This is a genomic window from Mycobacterium sp. E740 (assembly GCF_001672895.1).
In the GTDB taxonomy this organism is placed as follows: Bacteria; Actinomycetota; Actinomycetes; order Mycobacteriales; family Mycobacteriaceae; genus Mycobacterium.
Genome location: NZ_LZKP01000126.1, coordinates 1 through 20,345 on the forward strand (window position 1 = coordinate 1; position 20,345 = coordinate 20,345).

The window sequence follows — 20,345 nt, forward strand, 5'->3', positions numbered from 1 at the left end:
GCACTCGCGGCGCGTGGCGGGCCGCCGGCGTGCGCGACGGGATGACGGGCACATTGGTGCCCGGTGCGGTCGCGTCGCCGCGCGCACCGTCGCCCACGGGTCCATGCCGGTGACAGGGCTGTCGGAACCGAACGCGAGAGGCACGCCTTGGGATGCTAACAGCGCGAACGGGTTCAACGACCGGGCGCGCTCGACGCCGAGACGCTGGGCGTACATGCCGTTCCCACCACCCCACAGCGCGTCGAAGTTGGGCTGCATGCTCGCGAGCACGCCCCAGGCACCGAGGCGGCGCGCCTGCTCTTCGGTGACCATCTCGAGGTGCTCGAGCCGATGCCCGCACCGGGCGACCGCCGGCGCGCCGAATGTCGCGACGACAGACTCGAACGCATCGACTGCGGCTGCCGCTGCCGCGTCGCCGATGACGTGAAAGCCCGCCGTGATGCCCGCCTCGGTACAGGCGTGCAGGTGCGCCGCGATGGCCTCACCGTCCAGGTACGCGGTTCCCACGCAGTCCGGCGCGTCGGCGTACGGCCGCTGCAGCCAGGCTGTTCGCGAGCCGAGTGCGCCGTCGACGAAGAGGTCGCCCGCCAATCCGCGAGCACCGGTGCATTCCAGCAGCGCGCGCGCCTCGGCGGCCGTGGTGACCGCTTCGCCCCAGTAGCCGACGATCTCGATGCCGTGCTCGAGGGCCCGAATCTCGTCCCAGTCGTCGAGGCCGCCGATATCGGGGCCCGCGCACTCGTGCACGGCGACGATGCCCGCGGCTGCCGCCTCGTTCAACGCGGCCGTCCGCGCGCGGTCGCGCTGCCCGGGGGTCAGCCCTGCCCGCGCGGCGGCGCGAACCAGGTGGTGCGCCTCCCCTGTCAGCGGTTGTTGCGGCGCGTACCCGTCAGCGTCGGCCAGTCCGGCGCAGAGCCTGCGCAGCGGTGTGGACGCCGCAGCCGAGTGCACGTCGACCCGCGCGAGGTAGGCCGGTCGGCCACCGACGACGGCATCGACGTCCTCGGTGCTGGGCGCGGTGCGCTCGGGCCAGTTCGACTCGTCCCACCCGTGCGCCCAGATCGGGCCGTCGGGCTGCGCGCCGGCGTGCTCGGCGAGCATCTGCAGGCACTGCTGCAGTGAGGTGGCGGCACGCAGGTCGAGCCCGGTCAGCGAAAGCCCTGTCGCGGTGAGGTGGATGTGGCTGTCGACGAACGCGGGCGCGACGAACGCGCCGCCGAGGTCGACGACCTGTGCTTCGGGGAACTGCCCGCGGCCGACGTCGTCGCTGCCCAGCCAGGCAATCACGCCGTCGCGGACCGCTACCGCCGTGGCGTCAGGCATGGCTGGGCTGTAGATCCGCCCGTTGAGCAGAAGGGTCGTCACCTACGGCAGGTTCTCATGCTCCCCGGTGGTCCGGGGCGTGCGCTCCACCGCGGGCGGGTCGACATCGACGACGTCGACGACCTCCCCGTCGATGTAGTCGCCCCGGACGCCTGCCGATCGCCAGGCTCCGGCGGTGACAAGCGGTATCCGCCGGCCGAGCACCGTTGTCAGCATCGGGCGGGCTACGGCCCGCGTCGGAGGCAACAACAGCAGGGCGCCCAGCACCGAAGAGGCCAGACCCGGGATGACGACGAGCACAGTGCCGAGAGCGACGAGCGCGCTGTCGGCGGCGGCGCCGTGCACAGTCGACGCCGTCAGGCCCGAGCGCAGTCGCGCGAGCTGACGTCGTAGCTGCGAACCGGCCAGGGCCAGGCCGAGCACGAATGCCCCGAGCAGCAGCAGAAGCGTCCAGGCGACGCCGATCGTCGAGACCAGGGCCACCACGACCGCGACCTCGAGGATCACATAGAGCAGAAACAGTCGCACCGCCATACGCGGTAAACGTCCGAACCACCCGCCGAGGTTCCGTAGATTGACGATGTGACGACGATCGAGATCGACACTCCCGGCGGCCCGATCGACGCACTGCTCTCGGTGCCGGACGGCGACGGTCCGTGGCCGGCGATCGTGGTGGTGCACGACGCGATCGGTTACGCGCCCGACAACGAGTCGACGTCGGCGCGCATCAGTGCGGCGGGCTTCATCGCGATCACCCCGAATCTGTATTCGCGGGGCGGTCGCGCACGCTGCATCACCCGGGTGTTCCGCGAACTGCTCAGCAAGCGTGGTCGCGCGCTCGACGACATCCTCGCCGCCCGCGAGCACGTGCTGGCGATGACCGAGTGCTCGGGTGCCGTCGGGATTGCGGGGTTCTGCATGGGCGGCCAGTTCGCCTTGGTGATGTCACCCAAAGGCTTCGGGGCCTCGGCTCCGTTCTGCGGCACGCCACTTCCGCGTCCGCTCGACGAAACGCTGACCGGTGCATGCCCGATCGTCGCCAGCTTCGGCCGGCGAGATCCCCTGGGCATCGGAGCCGCCGACCGGTTACGAAAAGTGGTGCAGGACAAAGCGATTCCCGCCGACATCAAGGTCTACCCGGAAGCCGGGCACAGTTTCGCCAACAAGCTGCCGGGACAGCCGCTGTTGCGGATCACCGGCTTCGGCTACGACGAGGCCGCCACGAACGACGCCTGGGGGCGCGTCTTCTCGTTCTTCGGTGAGCACCTGGCGGCTACGCCGCGTCCTTGATCTCCAGCCCGATGTGCACCTTGTCGATGCCGCCGCGGAACAGTGCCTGCGGAATCCACCACCACGCATGCCACCAGTAACGCCTGGTCACCTTGTCGAAGACGCGACGGGTCTCGGACTTGGGCAGCACGCGGGCGACCGCCTCGACCGGTTCACCCTTCGGCTTGCCGAGCGCGCTCGACTTCTGGATGGTCACCCGCGGAGTGTTGGCGATGCGCTTGGTCTTCCAAGATCCGTCGTCGGTGATGACCAGCAGCTTGTCGCCTTCGGGGGCACCCCAGATCGGTGTCGGCTTCGGCCTGCCGTCCTTGGTGAACGTGGTCAGCAGGATGTATTTCGAATGGGCGACCTCGGAGAAGGTGTCGGCCATGCTCACTGCTCCCTGATCGCGATGGTCACGTTGTTCTTCATTCCCCCGCGCAGTTTGGAGAAAACGTTGAACGTCTTGCCGAGCAGGCCGTACCGCTTGCCGATCGCGTCGTAGGTCGCGCCGTTGGCGGACTTGTCCAGGATCGCCGCGACCGCCTCGACCGGCTCACCTTTCGGGTTGCCGCGCACATCGCACGGCGCGATCGTGACCCGCGCCGTGTTGCGGATCCGCTTGACCTTCCAGGACTTCTCCTGCGTGATGGCCACCAGTCCGTCCGCGCCCGGAGCCGCCCAGATCGGCGTCGGCTTGGGCCTGCCGTCCTTGGTGAACGTGGTGAGCAGGATGTACTCGGACCCGACGACGTCGGCGAAGGTGGCAGCCACGCCACCAACCTAGCCTTCCAGGGCGCCTTCGGCCTCCAGCAGCACCTGACGCAGGCCGTCGACGGTGGCCTTCTCCGGTGCGGCCCACAAGCCGCGTTCGGCCGCCTCGAGCAGTCGCTCGGCCATGCCGTGCAGCGCCCAGGGATTCGATTCGGCCATGAACTTGCGGTTCTCGTCGTCGAGCACGTACTCCGCCGACAGCCGCTCATACATCCAGTCGGCCATCACGCCGGCGGTGGCGTCGTAGCCGAACAGGTAGTCGACGGTGGCGGCCATCTCGAACGCCCCCTTGTAGCCGTGCCTGCGCATCGCGTTTATCCAGCGCGGGTTGACGACGCGCGCACGGAACACCCGGGTGGTCTCCTCGCTCAGGGTGCGGGTGCGCACCGCGTCCGGGCGGGTGTTGTCGCCGATGTAGGCGGCCGGGTCCTTCCCGGTCAGCGCTCGCACCGTGGCGATCATGCCGCCGTGGTACTGGAAGTAGTCGTCGGAGTCGGCGATGTCGTGCTCGCGGGTGTCGGTGTTCTTGGCGGCCACCGCGATCCGACGGTACTGCCGGTTCATGTCGTCGGCGGCCGGCGCCCCGTCGAGGCCGCGGCCGTAGGCGAATCCGCCCCAGGCGGTGTACACCTCGGCCAGATCCGCATCGTCGCGCCAGTTGCGGCTGTCGATCAGCTGCAGCAGGCCGGCGCCGTAGGTGCCCGGCTTCGAACCGAAAATCCGTGTGGTGGAGCGTCTTTCATCGCCATGCTCGGCAAGGTCGGCCTGGGCGTGGGCGCGCACGTAGTTGTGCTCGTCGGGTTCGTCGAGCCCGGCCACCAGCGCCACGGCGTCGTCGAGCATCGCGACGACGTGCGGGAACGCGTCGCGGAAGAAGCCCGAGATCCGCACCGTCACATCGATCCGCGGCCTGCCGAGATCGTCGAGTGCGATCGGCTCGAGGTCGACCACTCTTCGCGATGCCTCATCCCACACCGGGCGGACCCCGAGCAGCGCGAGCACTTCGGCGATGTCGTCACCGGCGGTGCGCATCGCCGAGGTGCCCCACACCGACAGGCCGACCGATCGTGGCCAGTCGCCGTAGTCGGTGCGATAGCGCTCCAGCAGCGAATCCGCCATCGCCACACCGGTTTCCCACGCCAGCCGCGACGGCACAGCCTTGGGATCCACCGAGTAGAAGTTGCGTCCCGTCGGCAGCACGTTCACCAGGCCGCGCAACGGGGAGCCCGACGGGCCCGAGGCGATGAAGCGTCCGTCCAGCGCCCGCAGGATGTGCACGATCTCCTGTGCGGTGCCGGCCAGGCGCGGCACCACTTCGGTGGCGGCGAACCGCAGCACCGCGGCGGCGTCGGCGTTGTCGGTCAGGGTCTCGGCCGCATCGGGATTCCATCCCGACTCCTGCAGCGCCGCAACGAGTTCGCGCGCTTGTGCTTCGGCGGCGTCGACCGCCGCGCGCTCGTCGTTGCCGTCCTCTGCCAAGCCGAGCGCCTGCCGCAGCCCAGGCACAGTCTGTTCGCCGCCGAACAGCTGGCGGGCCCGCAGGACGGCGAGCACCAGATCGAGTTCGTCTTCACCGCTGGGGGTCTGGCCAAGGATGTGCAGCCCGTCGCGGATCTGGACGTCCTTGATCTCACACAGCCAGCCGTCGACGTGCAGCAGCATGTCGTCGAAGGAGTCTTCCTCGGGCCGCTCCGCCAGCCCGAGATCGTGGTCCATCTTCGCCGCGCGCATCAGTGTCCAGATCTGCTGGCGGATCGCGGGCAGCTTTCCCGGGTCGAGAGCGGAGACGTTCGCGTGCTCGTCGAGCAGTTGTTCCAATCGCGCTATGTCGCCGTAGGTTTCGGCGCGGGCCATCGGCGGGATCAGATGGTCGACCAGCGTGGCGTGCGCGCGGCGCTTGGCCTGCGTGCCCTCCCCCGGATCGTTGACCAGAAACGGGTAGATCAACGGCAGATTGCCCAGCGCGGCGTCGGAACCGCAGGCCGCCGACATCCCCAGCGTCTTGCCCGGCAACCACTCCAGGTTTCCGTGCTTGCCCAGGTGGACGACCGCATCGGCGTGGAACTGGTGCTCGATCCAGCGGTAGGCCGCCAGATAGTGATGGCTGGGCGGCAGATCGGGGTCGTGATAGATCGCCACCGGGTTCTCGCCGAACCCACGCGGCGGCTGCACCATCAGCACGACGTTGCCCGCACGCAACGCCGCGATGACGATCTCGCCGTCGGGGTTCGCGCTGCGGTCGACGAACAACTCACCCGGCGGCGGACCCCAGTGCTCGACGACCGCGTCGGCCAACTCGGCGGGCAGGGTGGCGAACCAGTCGCGATAGTCCTTGGCCGACACCCGGATCGGGTTGCCCTCGAGCTGCCCCTGCGTGAGCCAGTCAGGGTCCTGGCCGCCGCGTTCGATCAGTGCGTGGATGAGCGCGTCTCCATCGCCGGAGTCGAGTCCGGGGATGTCGTCGATCCGGTATCCGTGCTCACGCATGGCGCGCAGCAGCGCGACGGCGCTGGCCGGAGTGTCGAGGCCGACGGCGTTGCCGATGCGGGCGTGCTTGGTCGGGTAGGCGGAGAACACCACCGCGATGCGCTTGTCCGCCAACGGGATCGAGCGCAGCCGCGCGTGCCGCACGGCGAGCCCCGCCACGCGGGCGCAGCGCTCGGGATCGGGCACATAGGAGATCAGGCCCTCGTCGTCGATCTCCTTGAACGAGAAGGGCACCGTGATGATGCGGCCGTCGAATTCGGGCACCGCGACCTGGGTGGCGACGTCGAGCGGGGAGAGACCGTCGTCGTTGACCTCCCACTGCGCCCGCGAACTCGTCAGGCACAACCCCTGCAGGATCGGCACGTTCAGCGCCGCAAGGTGGGCGACGTCCCAGGTGTCGTCAGCGCCACCGGCCGCCGCCGTCGCCGGGGTCGCGCCACCAGCGGCGAGCACAGTGGTGATAAGGGCATCCGCGGTGCCGAGCAGATCGAGGAGTTCCGCGTCGGCTGTGCGCAGCGACGCGCAGAAGACCGGCAACGCGCGGCCCCCGGCCTCGTCGATCGCGTCGCACAGCGCGTCGACGTATGCGGTGTTGCCGGCGAGGTGCTGCGCGCGGTAGTACAGCACCGCGACCGTGGGCCCGTCGTCATTCCCGCCGTCACGGTGCACCACACCCCAGGTCGGCGTGCTCTGCGGAGGGAGGAAGCCGAAGCCCGTCATCAACAGCGTGTCGCACAGAAACGCGTGCAGCTGGCGCAGATTCGGCACCCCGCCCTGAGCCAGGTAGACGTGCGACTGCAGTGCCACGCCCGCGGGTGTGGTCGAGTGAGCCATCAGCTCCGCGTCGGGCGCCTGTTCACCGCTGACGACGACCGTCGGGACGCCGCCGGCCACCACGGTGTCGATGCCGTCCTGCCAGGCGCGGTAGCCGCCGAGGATGCGGATGACCACGATGTCGGCGTCACGTAGCAGGTCCTCGAGTTCGCCGTCGACGAGCCGCGACGGGTTGGCCCACCGGTACCGGGCACCGCTCGCGCGGGCGGTGATGAGGTCCGTATCGGACGTCGACAGAAGTAGGACGGTGGGATCGGTAGAAGGCTCCGAAGCCGGGCTAGCCACCCACCATTACTACCGCACGCCCCACCCTCCGGCGCGAGCGTGCGGGTCTGCACCCGACACGCCGCGCTGCAGCAACAGTTTGTGCACGGTCGGCACGCGCTGAACGTGCGGACTTGCTGCCCGTGGGCGGCGTGTCGCAAAGCAAACACGCACGCTCACCGCAGATGGGAACTCGCAGATTGGAAACTGGTCAGCGCCGGTTCCAGCGGCCGTAGGTGCTCTGGGGGTAGGGCAGCCCGAGCGCGGCGATGAGCACGACCAACAAAGCGCCGAAGACAAGGAGTTCGAACATCGTCGTACCTTCCTGAGTGTTACTACACACGCGTGCAGTAACCGGGAATCTACGACTCGGAACGGCGTTTGTGACCGATCTGTGTGGCACGGATCACTCGATGTCCTGCTGTGACGGACGTCACAGATCGGCGGTTGTCTGCACCTCGAAGTCGGCGAACTCAGGACTGCTCAACAACTCGCGGTGCCGCTCGGGCCGCCACGGGAACAGCTCGGGCAGACCGTCCTTGCCGAGGTACCAGCTGTTGCAGCCAGTCACCCAAACCGTTTGGGGCATCGCGGCTTTCATGTCCTCGTTGTATTCCTTGGTCGCCACTTCACTGGGCGCAGCGGCGACGATATGGCCGTCGCGGATCTGGTTGATCCACTGCATCGCATAGTCGGCCTGATGCTCGGCGATGATCACCAGCGACTGGTTGCCGATCGGCGAATGGGGGCCCATCAGCATGAAGAGGTTGGGGAACCCGGGCATGGCCACCGATCGGTACGCATGGGGCCCCGCGGCCCACGCTTCGTCGAGCGTGAGCGCCTGCGCTCCGACGATCTTCATCGGGCGGACATAGGCGCGCGCGTCGAAGCCGGTCGCCAGCACCAGCACATCGAGTTCGTGCAGGGTGCCGTCGGCGGTCACCACGCCGCGCGGCTCGACCCGGTCGATCGTGTCGGTGATGAGTCGGACGCCGGGCTTCTGCAGTGCCCGGTAGTAGTGACCGGCGAACACCTGGCGCTTGCACATCGGGTGATACGCCGGCGTCAGCCTCGCCCGCAGATCTGGGTCCCGAACGGACAGGCGAAGGTTCAGCCGGCACAGCGCCACCATCACCCGCCTCTGCCAGCCCGGCTCGACGACCGCGCGGGCCGGGAATCGTTCGAACGCCTTCTGCCAGAACCGGTACCCGACCATGGACAGCGCCGGCCAGCGACGTAGCACCGCCTTGGTCAGCCGTGAGTAGCGCAAGTTGGGCACCGGGAACACCCACTGCGGTGTGCGCTGGAAGACGTTGAGCTCCCGCACGTTCCCGCCGAGTTCGGCGACGATCTGCACACCGGTCGAACCGGTGCCGATCACACCGATCCTCTTGTCGCTCAACGTGATCGAGTGGTCCCACCGCGCAGAGTGAAAGCACGGGCCGGCGAACGTGTCCAGCCCCGGGATGGCGGGCGTCCGGGGAACCCGCAACACTCCGGTCGCAGTGACGAGGACATCGAAGTACTCGTCGCCCTCGGCGGTTTTCACGACCCATCGCCCGCGTTCGTAGCGCGCGGATTCGACGGCCGTGCCGAACCGGATGTGCGGTCGGATGCCCCGTTCGGTGGCAACCTGGCTGAAGTAGGAATGTATTTCGCGACCCGGCGAGTAGAGGTGCGACCAGTTCGGGTTCGGCCGGAACGAGTACGAATAGAAGCGCGACGGCACGTCGCAGGTGAGTCCCGGATAGGTGTTGTCCCGCCATGTTCCGCCGACGTCATCAGCCGCCTCGAAGAGCACAAAGTCGTCGATGCCGGCGTCCTGCAGCTTGACCGCCATGCATATGCCGGACATACCGGCGCCGACGATCGCGACCTTCACTGCGCGTTTCTCTGCCATGCGGCCCCCTTTTGGCGAGCAAAAGCGTACGCCGCGGCCGCACCGTTATTGACGCAATCGACGAACAGCCCGGCTACTGCGCGGTGATGAAACCTTTGCCCACCATCCAGTCGCGCGCCACCACGCTCGGATCGCGACCTTCGACATCGACCTGCTTGTTCATCTCGATGATCGCGTCGTTGGTGAGCGCTGCGGTGACCGGCGCGGTCACTTCGGCGATCTGCGGATGTGCCTCGTAGAACGAGCGTTTCATCGTCACCGACGGGTTGTAGTGGGCGAAGAACTGCTTGTCGTCGGTGAGCACCACGAGGTCGAGCGCAGCGATGCGGCCGTCGGTGGTGAACACCTCCCCGAAGTCGCACTGTGTCGCGTCCGCCGTCGCCTGATAGATGATGCCGACCTGCAGCACCGGCGTCTGTGCGCGGGCCGGGTCGAAGCCGTATGCCGCTGCCATCCCGGGGTAACCGTCCTGGCGCGCGCGGAACTCGGTGTCGACACAGGTGCGCGCGGCCGCCGGATTGCGTTTGACCAGATCGGCGTACTGCGACAACGTGCGCACGCCGGTCCGCTCGGCCACCTTCTGGCTCGCCGCCAACGCGTAGGTGTCGTCCATCGGTCCCGGCTCCAGCCACACCATGTCGTTGCGGGCGAGATCCTGCTCGCGGACCGCTTCGAACTGCTGTCGGCTGCCGGGGATCGGCTTTTCGTGGCCGAGATAGTTGATCCACGCATTGCCGGTGAATTCGTAGGCGACGTCGACCTGACCCGACAGCTGAGCGCCTCTGGTGCTGCGCGAGCCGACGATGCCGGTGAGGTCCCGCACGTCGGCTCCGGCAGCCGCCAGCGTGTATTCGAGGATGTATCCGAGAATCACCTGCTCGGTGTACTCCTTGGAGCCCACGGTGATCGGCACGCCTTTCAGCGCGGGGTCGGGTTGAATCGAACCCGGCCCGACCTTCAGCGGCACTGCGCCGCCCGCGCCGAGGCCGCAACCGGCCAGCAGCAGCACACAGGCCAGTGCGGTGGCGATCGTTCGGCAAATCATCGAAGGCCTTTGGGGTTGAGGTAGAACTCCGCCAGGCCGCCGAGCCAGTCGACCAGCAGGGCGAGGCTCACGGCGAGCACGCTGCCCAGGATCAGGGTCACGTTGTCCTGCAACTTGTATCCGGTGTCGATCAGGATGCCGAGTCCGCCGGCGTTGACGAGGAACGACAGCGTCGCGGTCCCGACCGCCAGCACCAGCGACGTGCGCAGGCCGGCCAGGATGTACGGCACCGCCAGCGGCATCTCGACACGCGTGAGCACCGAGCGCCGCGACATGCCCTGCCCCAGCCCGGCGTCGACCAGCGAGCGATCCACCTGGGTGATGCCGAGGATGGTGCTGGCGAGCACGGGCAGCAGTGAGTACAACGCGATCGGCAGCACCCCGATCCAGAACCCGGTCTTGCCGGTCCACAGGAAGAGCAGGACCAGCAGACCGATCGCCGGCGCGGCCTGCCCGACGTTGGCCACGCCGATGAACAAGGGCCGCAACAGCTTTGCCCCCGGACGGGTCACCAGCACCCCGAGCGGAACGCCGACCGCGAGGACGATCGCGGTGACCGCCACCGTGATCAGCAGGTGCTGCCAGATCAACGTCGCGATGTTGCCGGGGTTGATGTTCTCCTTCTGGGTCGCGGTCAGATCGCGGTCGAAAGCCCAGAACAGCACGGCCGCAACGACGACGAGCACCAGCACGGGCTGGATGAGCAGTCGCCTGCGTTCGCCCGGATTCGCGCGCGCCGACTGCGCGGTGTCGGTGACGGCGGTCATGGCTGCCCGTCCGTGCTCGCCTCTGCGGAGGCGCGCAGCCGGGTGATCGTGTCGATCAGCGTGTCGAGCGTGACGACGCCCTCGTACCGGCTGCCCGCCCCGACCACCACGGCCGAGGCGTGCTGTTCGGCCAGGATCGCCTCCAGCGCATCCTCGAGGGTGGACTGCATGCTCACCACGTCAAGCGACTCGGCCGCGTCGGCCAGTGCGGTTGCCCGTGCGAGCGCACTCTCGCGCACCCAGCTGACGGGACGGTCGCGGTCGTCGAGCACCACCACCCAGTCGAAGTCGCTGCCGGCCAACACCTTCCGCACTTCGTCGAGCGAATCCGACTGGTGCACGGTCGGATGCGGCCGCAACTCGACGTCCTTGATGCGCGTCAGGCCGAGTTGGCGCAGCGACGCGCCTGAGCCGACGAAGCCGGCGACGGTGTCGTCGGCCGGACTGGCCAGGATGTTCTGCGGTGTGTCGTACTGCAGGATCTTGGACTGGTTGCCCAGCACCGTGATCCGGTCACCGAGCTTCACGGCCTCACCGAAATCGTGGGTGACGAAGACGATCGTCTTGCGCAATTCGCCTTGCAGACGCAGCAGTTCGTCCTGCAGCGTGCTGCGGGTGATCGGGTCGACCGCCCCGAACGGCTCGTCCATCAGCAGAACCGGAGGATCGGCGGCCAACGCGCGCGCGACGCCGACGCGCTGCTGCTGTCCGCCGGACAGTTGGCGCGGATACCGCTCGGCGTACTGGGCAGGCTCGAGGCCCACCATGTCGAGCAGTTCGTCGACGCGCTCGGCGATGCGCTTGCGGTCCCAATGCAGCAGGCCCGGCACGAGACCCACGTTCTGCCGAATGGTCATATGCGGGAACAGCCCTGCCTGCTGGATGGAGTAACCGATGGAGCGGCGAAGCTCCGTCGGCCGGATCGACAGCGCATCGTTGTCGCCGATCATGATCTTGCCCGAGGTCGGCTCGGAGAGCCGGTTGATCATGCGCATCATCGTGGTCTTGCCGCACCCGGACGGGCCGACGAACACGACAATCTCACCGGCGGGGATGTCGAGCGACACGTCGTCGACCGCCGGCCGGTCGGAACCCGGATAGACCTTCGACACGTGGTCGAGCACGATACGGACGCCTTCCCGGCCGGGTGTCTCGGCAGCTTTGGCTGATTGCGTTGTCATCGAATGCCTTTCGATGTGGTGAGCCGGCCGAGGAGGACGAGGATCGCATCGAGCGCCAGCGCCAGCACGACGATGAGCAGCGTTCCGGTCAGGGCCATCGGAACGGCGGTCGGGCTGCCGACCCGGGCCAGGCCGGTGAAGATCAGGTTGCCCAGGCCCGGCCCCTTGACGTAGGCGGCGATCGCGAGCACGCCCATGGACATCTGTGTGCTGATCCGCATCGCCGAAAGAATCGACGGCCACACCAACCGCAGCTCCACGCGTGCCAGCGTGTCGAGCCTGCTCATCCCGATGCCTCGCGCGGCGTCGGTGAGCGCCGGATCGACCGAGTTCAGCCCCACGATGGTGTTGCGGACGATCGGCAGCAGTGAGTACAGCACCAGCGCAGCGACACTGGGCACCACGCCCAACCCGAACAACGGGATCAACAAGCCCAGCAGCGCGAAGGCCGGCACGGTCAGGATCACGCTGGACGTCGCGGTCGCGAGGTTGGCGGCCAGCGGGTTGCGGTAGGTCAGCACTCCGACGGCCACACCGACGACCGTCGCGATGAGGACACTCTGGACGACCGCGCTGAGGTGTTGGTACGAATCGAACATCAACTGCGCGTGATGGGCGATGACGTAGTCCCACAGTGCCCTCACGGCGCTGCCCTACCCGATCTTGATCGGACCGAAACCCGGCCCGGTTCGATTCGCGTTGAGTCCAAAGCTTGTCGCCGCATGGTCGAGCGACGAACGTAACGTCCTGATTCACGCATCGTCTGGAGGTTACCCACGTGCCGGCATTTCCGCGGGTGATAAAGCTCGGCGCCCACATCGGCGCCCGTATCGACGGTGTGGACCTGAGCGCGGGGATCGACGCGCCGACGGCGTCGCTGATTAATGCCGCCATGCTCGAACACAAGGTCGTCTTCTTCCGCGACCAGCACGGCCTCGACGACGAAGCTCACCTCGCGTTCGCCCGAGCGTTGGGTACTCCGACGACCGCACACCCGACCGTGACGTCGCGCGGAAACCGCTTGCTGCCCATCGATTCCCGCTACGACAAGGCCAACAGCTGGCACACCGACGTGACGTTCGTCGACCGGATCCCGAAGGCGTCGATCCTGCGCGCCATCAGCCTGCCGCCGTACGGAGGCACGACGACGTGGGCGTCCACCCAGGCCGCTTACGAACGGTTGCCGGCTCCGTTGCGCGCGTTGGCCGAACGCCTCTGGGCGGTGCACACCAACCAGTACGACTACGCGTCGCTGCACGACGAGCCCACCGTCTCACCGACCGTCGAACAGCAGTCCTACCGCGACGAATTCGTCTCCGACTACTACGAAACCGAGCATCCGGTGGTTCGTGTGCACCCCGAGACCGGCAGGCCGGTGCTGCTTCTGGGCCAGTTCGTCAAGAAGTTCGTCGGACTCGGTGCGACCGAGTCCGCTACGTTGTTCGACCTGTTCCAGGCGCGAATCACGAAGCTGGAGAACACTATCCGGTGGAGCTGGCGGCTCGGCGATGTCGCCCTGTGGGACAACCGCGCCACGCAGCACTATGCCGTCGCCGACTATGACGACCAGTACCGGCGGCTCAACCGCGTCACCCTGGCAGGTGACATCCCGATCGATGTCGAGGGCCGGCACAGCCGCATCGTCGTCGGCGATGCGTCCACTTACTCGGCCGTGGTCAGTCCGGTCGCGCTGGCGGGCTGACAGCAAACCGGCCCCTCTCCAGGACGACAACGCGCCGTCGGTGCGGCGTACCGTGAACCCGTGGCCAGGACGCGCGACCAGGACGCCTGCCCCGGTGCGCTGCAAGTGCATCGGGCCGCGGACGGCGCGCTGGCCCGGGTGCGGGTGCCGGGCGGGATGATCACCGCCGACCAGTTGCAGACGCTCGCACGCGCGGCCACCGACTGGGGCGCAGGCACGCTGGAGCTCACCTCGAGAGGCAACCTGCAACTGCGGGGCGTCAGCGACACCGCCGCCGTCGCCGATGCGGTGGCAGCCGCCGGACTGCTGCCGTCGCCGACGCACGAACGGGTGCGCAACATCGTCGCCTCACCCCTGTCCGGCCGGGTCGGCCCGACCACCGACATCCGCCCCCTGGTCGGCCGACTCGATGACGCGATCCGGGCCGACCCGCAGCTCGCCGCGCTGCCCGGCCGGTTCCTGTTCGGCATCGACGACGGCCGCGGCGACATCTCCGGACTCGGGGCGGACGTCGGCGTCCACGTCGAGGGCGACGCGGCCGCGTTACTGTTGGCGGGCCGCGACACCGGTGCCCGGCTGCCACTGGACGAAGCGGTCGCGACGATGATTGCGATAGCTCGGCGGTTCGCGGTCGAGCGTGGAACCGCCTGGCGTGTCAAGGAACTCGACGATCCAGCCGTGCTGCTTGCCGATCTGCGCCCCTCCGAAGCGCCGGGAGCGACATGGCCCGCGGTCACGCGGCCGCCCGTCGGCTGGCTCGAACAGAACGACGGCCGTGTCGCGCTCGGGGCCGCGGTCCCGCTCGGCGTGCTGCCCGCGCGGACTGCCGAGTACCTCGCGGCGATCGAGGCGCCGATGGCGATCACGCCGTGGCGCTCGATCCTCGTCTTCGACCTCGACGAAGGTGTCGCCGACGTCGCGCTGCGCGTGCTCGCCCCCTTGGGTCTGGTGTTCGACGAGAACTCACCGTGGCTCTCGGTGAGCGCGTGCACCGGCAGCCCGGGTTGTGAGCGCTCGCTGACCGACGTTCGCGCGGACGCCGCCGCGGCCGTGGCCCGAAGTCGGGAGCTGTCCGGCTCCGGCGACGAACCCGCCGCGGGTCACCGCCACTTCGTCGGCTGCGACCGGGCCTGCGGCAGCCCGCCCACCGGTGAGGTACTGGTGGCGACCGGAGACGGATACCGGGCGCGCACCAGCCACCCGTAGGGTGATCGCGTGCTCGACTACATCCGCGACGCCGGCGAGATCTACCGGCAGTCGTTCGCGACGATTCGCGACGAGGCGGACCTGACCCGGTTCCCGAGCGATGTCGCCCGTGTCGTCGTGCGGTTGATCCACACCTGCGGGCAGGTCGACGTCGCCGAACATGTGGCGTTCAGCCAGGATGTGGTAGCCAAAGCGCACGGTGCGCTGGCGGCGGGGGCGCCCGTGCTGTGCGATTCGTCGATGGTGGCCGCGGGCATCACGCGGTCGCGTCTGCCCGCTGGCAACGAGGTGGTTTCGCTGGTGGCCGACGAGCGCGCCGCCGACCTCGCCGCGCGCCTCGGCACCACCCGGTCGGCGGCGGCTGTCGACCTGTGGGCCGACCGGCTCGGCGGTGCCGTGCTGGCGATCGGCAACGCGCCGACCGCGCTGTTCCGGCTGCTGGAACTCGTCGACGATGGCGCGCCGACTCCGGCCGCGGTACTCGGCGGTCCGGTCGGCTTCGTCGGTTCCGCGCAGTCCAAACAGGAGCTGATCGACCGGCCGCGCGGAATGTCCTATCTGGTCGTCACGGGCCGTCGCGGCGGCAGCGCGATGGCCGCCGCAGCCGTGAATGCGATTGCGACGGAACGGGAATGAGGGGAACTCTATGGGGCGTCGGGCTGGGCCCCGGCGATCCGGAACTGGTGACGGTCAAGGCAGCCCGGGTCATCGGTGAGGCCGACGTCGTCGCCTACCACAGCGCCCGGCACGGCGAGAGCATCGCGCGCGGCATCGCCGAACCGTATCTGCGGCCCGGGCAGATCGAGGAGCACCTCGTCTACCCGGTGACCACCGAGACCACAGACCACCCCGGCGGCTATGCGGGAGCGATGGAGGACTTCTACCGCGAGTCGGCCGAGCGAATCGCCGCCCACCTCGAGGCCGGCCGCGACGTCGCATTGCTCGCCGAGGGCGACCCGCTGTTCTACAGCTCCTACATGCACATGCACACCCGGCTGACCGCACGGTTCGACGCGGTCATCGTGCCGGGAGTGACGTCGGTGAGCGCGGCCTCGGCAGCGGTGGCCACTCCCCTGGTCCAGGGCGACGAGGTGTTGACGATCCTGCCGGGCACACTGCCCGCCGACGAGCTCGAGCGCAGGCTGGCCGACACCGACGCGGCGGTGCTGCTCAAGCTGGGCCGCTCGTATCCGGCGGTGCGCCAAGCACTTACGGCGACAGGACGATTGGACGAGGCGTTCTACGTCGAGCGGGCGAGCACGTCGCGACAGCGGGTGCTCGCAATCGGCGAGGTCGACGACGCCACGGTCCCCTACTTCTCGTTGGCGATGCTGCCGGGACGACGCCGGCAGGAGGCGAGGACCGGCAGCGTCGCCGTGGTGGGGCTCGGGCCGGGCGACAGCGACTGGATGACCCCGCAGAGTCGTCGGGAACTCGCCGCGGCCACGGACCTGATCGGTTATGGCCCCTACCTCGACCGCGTCGGCGCGCGGGCCGGCCAGCGCAGGCATCCCAGTGACAACACCGACGAGCCTGCCCGCGCCCGGTTGGCCTGCACGCTGGCCGAACAGGGCCACGCGGTCGCGGTGGTCTCCTCCGGCGACCCGGGCGTGTTCGCGATGGCCACCGCGGTGCTCGAGGAGGCCAAGCAGTGGCCCGGCGTCGCGGTGCGGGTGATCCCGGCGATGACCGCCGCGCAGGCCGTCGCCAGCAGGGTCGGGGCACCGCTCGGTCACGACTACGCGGTGATCTCGCTGTCGGACCGGCTCAAGCCGTGGGACGTGATCGCGGAGCGGTTGACCGCGGCGGCGGCGGCCGACCTGGTGCTGGCGATTTACAACCCGGCCTCGAAGACCCGCACTTGGCAGGTCGGCGCGATGCGCGATCTGCTGCTCGAACACCGCGACCCCGGCACCCCGGTGGTGATCGGCCGCGACGTGTCCGGGCCGCGCGAGAAGGTCAAGGTGGTCCGGCTGGCCGACCTGGACCCCGGCGACGTCGACATGCGGTGCCTGCTGATCGTCGGCTCCTCGCAGACACAGTGGTACTGCGACCGGGTGTTCACACCGCGGCGCTATCCGACAGAGTGTTAATGTCCGGCGCGTGACCTCCGTCGTCGACATTCCACGCGGGCCCGAAGATGTAACGCCGGCGTGGCTCGGGTCAGTGCTGGGCGCCGACGTCGAGACGGTCGACGTCACACCGATCGGCACGGGGCAGACCGGCGCCACCTACCGGGTGTCCGCGACATATGGTGGCACGACCGAACTGCCCGCGTCGTTCGCGATCAAGCTCTCGGCGCAGGACGACGCCGTGCGGGAGCGGGTGGCGCTGGGCTACCGCTCGGAGGTCGAGTTCTATTCGCTGATCGCCGACCGGATGCGAATCCCCGTGCCGCGCAGTTTCCACCAGGCCATCTCCGAGGACGGCACCGATGTCGTGCTCCTGCTGGCCGACATGGCGCCCGCGGTGCAGGGCGACCAGATCGTCGGGTGCAGCCCAGGCGAGGCGCGACTCGCGGTTGAGGCGCTCGCCGGGTTGCACGGCCCGAGTTGGTGTGCGCCGGAGTGGATGAACCTCTCGGCGATCGTCATGCCGAAACCCGGCGACACAGAAGCGGCGAAGGGCATGGGCGACGTATGCCGGATGGCCGCCGACATCGTGATCGACCGGCTCGGACCGTCTATCAGTTCCGAAGACCAGGAAACGCTCACGGCCGCAATGGCTTCGGTGACGCCTTGGCTGATGGCCGAACCCGGCCGCTACGCGCTGATGCACGGTGACTACCGGCTCGACAACATGTTGTTCGACCCGGACCGCACCCGGATCACGGTGGTCGACTGGCAGACCATCGGTGTCGGGCTGCCCGCCCGCGACCTCGCGTACTTCACCGCGACCAGTCTCGAGGCCGCCACGCGGGCGGAGATCGAGCGCGACCTCGTCGAGCACTACCACCGGGCGTTACTGGGATACGGCGTCACGGAGTACGACCTGGAAACCTGCTGGAACGACTACCGCCTCGGAGTCGTCCAAGCTCCGCTGCTGGTGGCGCTGGGCACCGCGTTCGCGACGTCCACCGAGCGCGGTGACGAGATGATGCTGGCGATGCTGAGCCGCGGGTGCCGCGCCATCCGCGAACTGGACACGATGGAGCTGATCAGCTCCTACCGATGACCCAGTCCACCGCCTCCTCGACGCTCGCGACGGTCGCCACCCCGGCAGGCAGCGGCGGCCGGTCCACCATCACCACCGGGATGTCCGACGCGGCCGCCGCGTCGAGCTTCGGTCGCGTCATGGCGCCGCCGCTGTTCTTGGTGACCAGTGCGTCGATGCGGTGCTCGCGCAGCAGGGCCAATTCGTCGTCGTAGTCGTATGGACCGCGGGACAGCAGGACTTGATGCCGTGGCGGCAGGTCCTGTGTGTCGGGCGGTGTGACGGCGCGGATCAAAAACCACGCGTCGACATCCTTGAAGGCCGCCGCACCGGACCGACCCGTCGTCAGGAACACACGTGTAAACCGCTGGGCGGCAACGACTTCGGCCGCTTCACGGTCGTCGGAGACGACCAGCGCATCACCTGGCGCCCACGCGGGACGCGCCAGCACCAGGTGCGGCAGCTCCAGCTCAGCGCATGCCGCGGCGGCGTGCACGGTCATCGTGGCGGCGTACGGGTGGGTGGCATCCACCACCGCGTCGACGGCACTGTCCAGCAGCCAGCGCTTCAGCCCGTCGATGCCGCCGAACCCCCCGATTCGCACGTCGCCCACCGGTAGCGCGGGGTCGGGCACCCGCCCGGCCAGCGAGCTGACGACCGCGACGTCGGGGTGCAGCCGCGACGCGAGCGCACGCGCCTCGGACGTACCGCCCAGCAACAGGATTCGCATCAGTGCCGTCCTCTGCGCATCCGGCCCGACGAGTACAGGTAGCTGTCGGCGAAGCCTTCGGCCGCCAACACGTCACCCACGACGATCACCGCGGTGCGGGTGATGTTCGCCGCCTTGGTGTGCGCCGCCAGTTCCGCCAGCGTGCAGCGGACCACCTGTTGCTGCGGCCAACTCGCGAACGCCACGACAGCACAGGGTGCTTCGGCCTGGTACCCGCCGGCCAGCAGTTGCGGGACGATCATGTCGATCTGCGCGGCGGCCAGGTGCAGCACCAGCGTCGCTCCCGGCGCCGAGAGCGTCTGCAGGTCTTCACCGTCGGGCATCGCCGTCGACAGTGTGGCCACCCGGGTCAGCGTGATCGTCTGCGCCACACCGGGAACGGTGAGCTCGCGCCCCAGCACGGCGGCGGCTGCGGCGAAAGCTGGGACGCCGGGCACGATCTCGTAGTCGACGCCGAGATCGGTCAGGCGGCGGCACTGCTCGGCGAGCGCGCTGTAGATCGACGGATCACCGGAGTGCAGCCGAGCCACATCCAGGCCGGCGGCGTGGGCATCGGCGAGTTCGGTGATGATCTGGTCGAGCGTCAGCGGGCCGGTGTCGACCACGCGGGCGTCCGGTGGACACAAGGCGAGCAGGTCTTCGGGCATGATCGACCCCGCATAGAGACACACCGGGCAGCGGCTCAGCAACCGCTGGCCGCGCACGGTGATCAGGTCGGCCGCACCCGGGCCGGCGCCGATGAAGTAGACGGTCATCGTTTGTCCACCACCCACTGCGTGACCGGCATCGCCGGACGCCAGCCGGTGAACCCGCCGAGCGGCTCACCGCGGTGGTGCTGCAAGCGTCTGAGTTCCCCGCCGTGCGCCGAATACCACTGTGCAACAAGGGCTTCAGACTCTACCGTCACGGCGTTGGCGACCAGCGTACCGCCGACCGGCAACCGGTCGAAGCATGCCTGCAGCAATCCCGGCTGTGTCAGTCCGCCGCCGATGAACACCGCATCCGGTGAAGCGACGAGTTCGAAGGCCGCCGGTGCGTCCGCCTGCACGTCCACCTGGGAGCCGAATGCCACGGCGTTGGCGGTGATGCGGTTGCGGCGCTGTTCGTCGCGTTCGAATGCCACTGCGCGACAACCGACGCCGCTTCTACACCACTCGATCGAGACACTGCCCGACCCGGCACCGACGTCCCAGAGCAGTTGACCGGGCCGTGGTGCCAACGCCGCGAGCGTCACCGCCCGCACCGGTTGCTTGGTGATCTGCCCGTCGTTGGTGAACGCGTCGTCGGGCAGCACCCCGGACGACCGCTCGTCGGGGAGGTAGCGCACGGCGACCACGTTGAGGTCGTCGACGTCGGACGGTGCCCCTGCCGACCATTGGCGGGCGGTGGCGGTGCGGCGGCGCTCGGCGGGACCACCCAGTTGCTCGAGGACGGTGAACTCGGATTCACCGCGGCCGGTGTCGGTGAGCAGGCGGGCCACGACGGAAGGCGTTGCCCCGTCACGGGACAGCACGATCGCCTGGCCACCGCGGCGCACTGCGGTGTGCGGTGCATTGGTGACGAGGCTGATCACCTCGGTGTCCTGCACCGCCCAGCCCATCCGCGAGCAGGCCAACGTCGCCGACGACACGTGCGGCAGGACGGCCACTCGCTCGGCGCCGTAGAGGCGGATCAGCGAACTGCCCACGCCGTGCAGCAGCGGGTCGCCGC

19 protein-coding genes are annotated in these 20,345 nt (G+C 68.8%); 6 read left to right on the forward strand and 13 right to left on the reverse strand.

The window, feature by feature from the left end:
- On the reverse strand, window positions 1-1,365 hold a 1,365-nt coding region (locus tag A5663_RS12005; protein WP_068148732.1), incomplete at its 3' end, for an amidohydrolase.
- On the reverse strand, window positions 1,366-1,857 hold the full coding sequence (locus tag A5663_RS12010) for an FxsA family protein (RefSeq protein ID WP_068148679.1): 492 nt from the start codon (window positions 1,855-1,857) through the stop codon (window positions 1,366-1,368).
- 48 nt (window positions 1,858-1,905) lie between these two features.
- Between A5663_RS12010 and A5663_RS12015 the strand changes: the two genes are divergently transcribed.
- Entirely contained in the window at window positions 1,906-2,613 is a 708-nt protein-coding gene (locus A5663_RS12015; protein ID WP_068148684.1) for a dienelactone hydrolase family protein, read from the forward strand.
- Here A5663_RS12015 and A5663_RS12020 read toward each other — a convergent pair.
- The 8 genes from A5663_RS12020 to A5663_RS12055 form a co-directional block, all read right to left on the reverse strand.
- The gene (locus A5663_RS12020; protein ID WP_068148688.1) at window positions 2,597-2,983 is read right to left on the reverse strand and encodes a PPOX class F420-dependent oxidoreductase; all 387 of its coding nucleotides are present in this window, start codon (window positions 2,981-2,983) and stop codon (window positions 2,597-2,599) included. The genes A5663_RS12015 and A5663_RS12020 overlap by 17 nt on opposite strands.
- A gap of 2 nt (window positions 2,984-2,985) precedes the next feature.
- Window positions 2,986-3,366: a PPOX class F420-dependent oxidoreductase gene (locus A5663_RS12025; protein ID WP_068148691.1), complete on the reverse strand. Its 381-nt coding sequence runs from the start codon at window positions 3,364-3,366 to the stop codon at window positions 2,986-2,988.
- A 9-nt stretch (window positions 3,367-3,375) separates the two neighbouring features.
- Window positions 3,376-6,972, reverse strand: coding sequence for a cobaltochelatase subunit CobN (gene cobN / locus A5663_RS12030; protein ID WP_068148693.1), 3,597 nt, complete (start codon window positions 6,970-6,972; stop codon window positions 3,376-3,378).
- Window positions 6,973-7,384: 412 nt separating this feature from the next.
- Window positions 7,385-8,851, reverse strand: a complete 1,467-nt coding sequence (locus A5663_RS12035) for an NAD(P)/FAD-dependent oxidoreductase (RefSeq protein ID WP_068148696.1) — start codon at window positions 8,849-8,851, stop codon at window positions 7,385-7,387.
- A 73-nt stretch (window positions 8,852-8,924) separates the two neighbouring features.
- Window positions 8,925-9,896 (reverse strand): glycine betaine ABC transporter substrate-binding protein, encoded by a 972-nt coding sequence (locus A5663_RS12040; RefSeq protein WP_068148699.1) that lies wholly within the window; start codon window positions 9,894-9,896, stop codon window positions 8,925-8,927.
- The gene (locus tag A5663_RS12045; protein WP_068148702.1) at window positions 9,893-10,663 is read right to left on the reverse strand and encodes an ABC transporter permease; all 771 of its coding nucleotides are present in this window, start codon (window positions 10,661-10,663) and stop codon (window positions 9,893-9,895) included. Before A5663_RS12045 ends, A5663_RS12040 begins: the two co-directional genes overlap by 4 nt.
- Window positions 10,660-11,844, reverse strand: coding sequence for an ATP-binding cassette domain-containing protein (locus A5663_RS12050; RefSeq protein WP_068148704.1), 1,185 nt, complete (start codon window positions 11,842-11,844; stop codon window positions 10,660-10,662). Before A5663_RS12050 ends, A5663_RS12045 begins: the two co-directional genes overlap by 4 nt.
- Window positions 11,841-12,488: an ABC transporter permease gene (locus A5663_RS12055; protein WP_068148706.1), complete on the reverse strand. Its 648-nt coding sequence runs from the start codon at window positions 12,486-12,488 to the stop codon at window positions 11,841-11,843. The genes A5663_RS12050 and A5663_RS12055 overlap by 4 nt, the downstream gene beginning before the upstream one ends.
- 134 nt (window positions 12,489-12,622) lie before the next feature.
- On the opposite strand from A5663_RS12055, the gene A5663_RS12060 reads away from it, so the two are divergent.
- From A5663_RS12060 to A5663_RS12080, 5 genes are read left to right on the forward strand one after another with little or no spacing between them, the layout of a single operon-like run.
- Window positions 12,623-13,546: a TauD/TfdA family dioxygenase gene (locus tag A5663_RS12060; protein WP_068148708.1), complete on the forward strand. Its 924-nt coding sequence runs from the start codon at window positions 12,623-12,625 to the stop codon at window positions 13,544-13,546.
- 60 nt (window positions 13,547-13,606) lie between these two features.
- Entirely contained in the window at window positions 13,607-14,752 is a 1,146-nt protein-coding gene (gene cobG / locus A5663_RS12065; RefSeq protein WP_068148711.1) for a precorrin-3B synthase, read from the forward strand.
- Window positions 14,753-14,761: 9 nt separating this feature from the next.
- Complete coding sequence (locus A5663_RS12070) at window positions 14,762-15,388, forward strand: precorrin-8X methylmutase (protein WP_068148715.1); 627 nt, start codon at window positions 14,762-14,764, stop codon at window positions 15,386-15,388.
- Window positions 15,385-16,845: a precorrin-2 C(20)-methyltransferase gene (locus tag A5663_RS12075; RefSeq protein ID WP_068148717.1), complete on the forward strand. Its 1,461-nt coding sequence runs from the start codon at window positions 15,385-15,387 to the stop codon at window positions 16,843-16,845. The genes A5663_RS12070 and A5663_RS12075 overlap by 4 nt, the downstream gene beginning before the upstream one ends.
- Before the next feature lie 10 nt (window positions 16,846-16,855).
- Window positions 16,856-17,926 carry a phosphotransferase family protein gene (locus tag A5663_RS12080; RefSeq protein ID WP_068148720.1) on the forward strand — a complete coding sequence of 357 codons (1,071 nt, stop codon included), beginning with the start codon at window positions 16,856-16,858 and terminating at the stop codon, window positions 17,924-17,926.
- Here A5663_RS12080 and A5663_RS12085 read toward each other — a convergent pair.
- From A5663_RS12085 to cbiT, 3 genes are all read right to left on the reverse strand, one after another.
- A complete protein-coding gene (locus A5663_RS12085) occupies window positions 17,910-18,635 on the reverse strand; it encodes a cobalt-precorrin-6A reductase (RefSeq protein WP_068148723.1) in 726 nt (241 codons plus the stop codon). The two genes, A5663_RS12080 and A5663_RS12085, sit on opposite strands and share 17 nt — an antisense overlap.
- Window positions 18,635-19,390, reverse strand: coding sequence for a precorrin-4 C(11)-methyltransferase (gene cobM, locus A5663_RS12090; protein WP_068148726.1), 756 nt, complete (start codon window positions 19,388-19,390; stop codon window positions 18,635-18,637). The genes A5663_RS12085 and cobM overlap by 1 nt, the downstream gene beginning before the upstream one ends.
- A partial coding sequence (cbiT, locus tag A5663_RS12095) for a precorrin-6Y C5,15-methyltransferase (decarboxylating) subunit CbiT (RefSeq protein WP_068148729.1) occupies window positions 19,387-20,345 on the reverse strand: 959 nt, incomplete at its 5' end. The genes cbiT and cobM, both read right to left, overlap by 4 nt.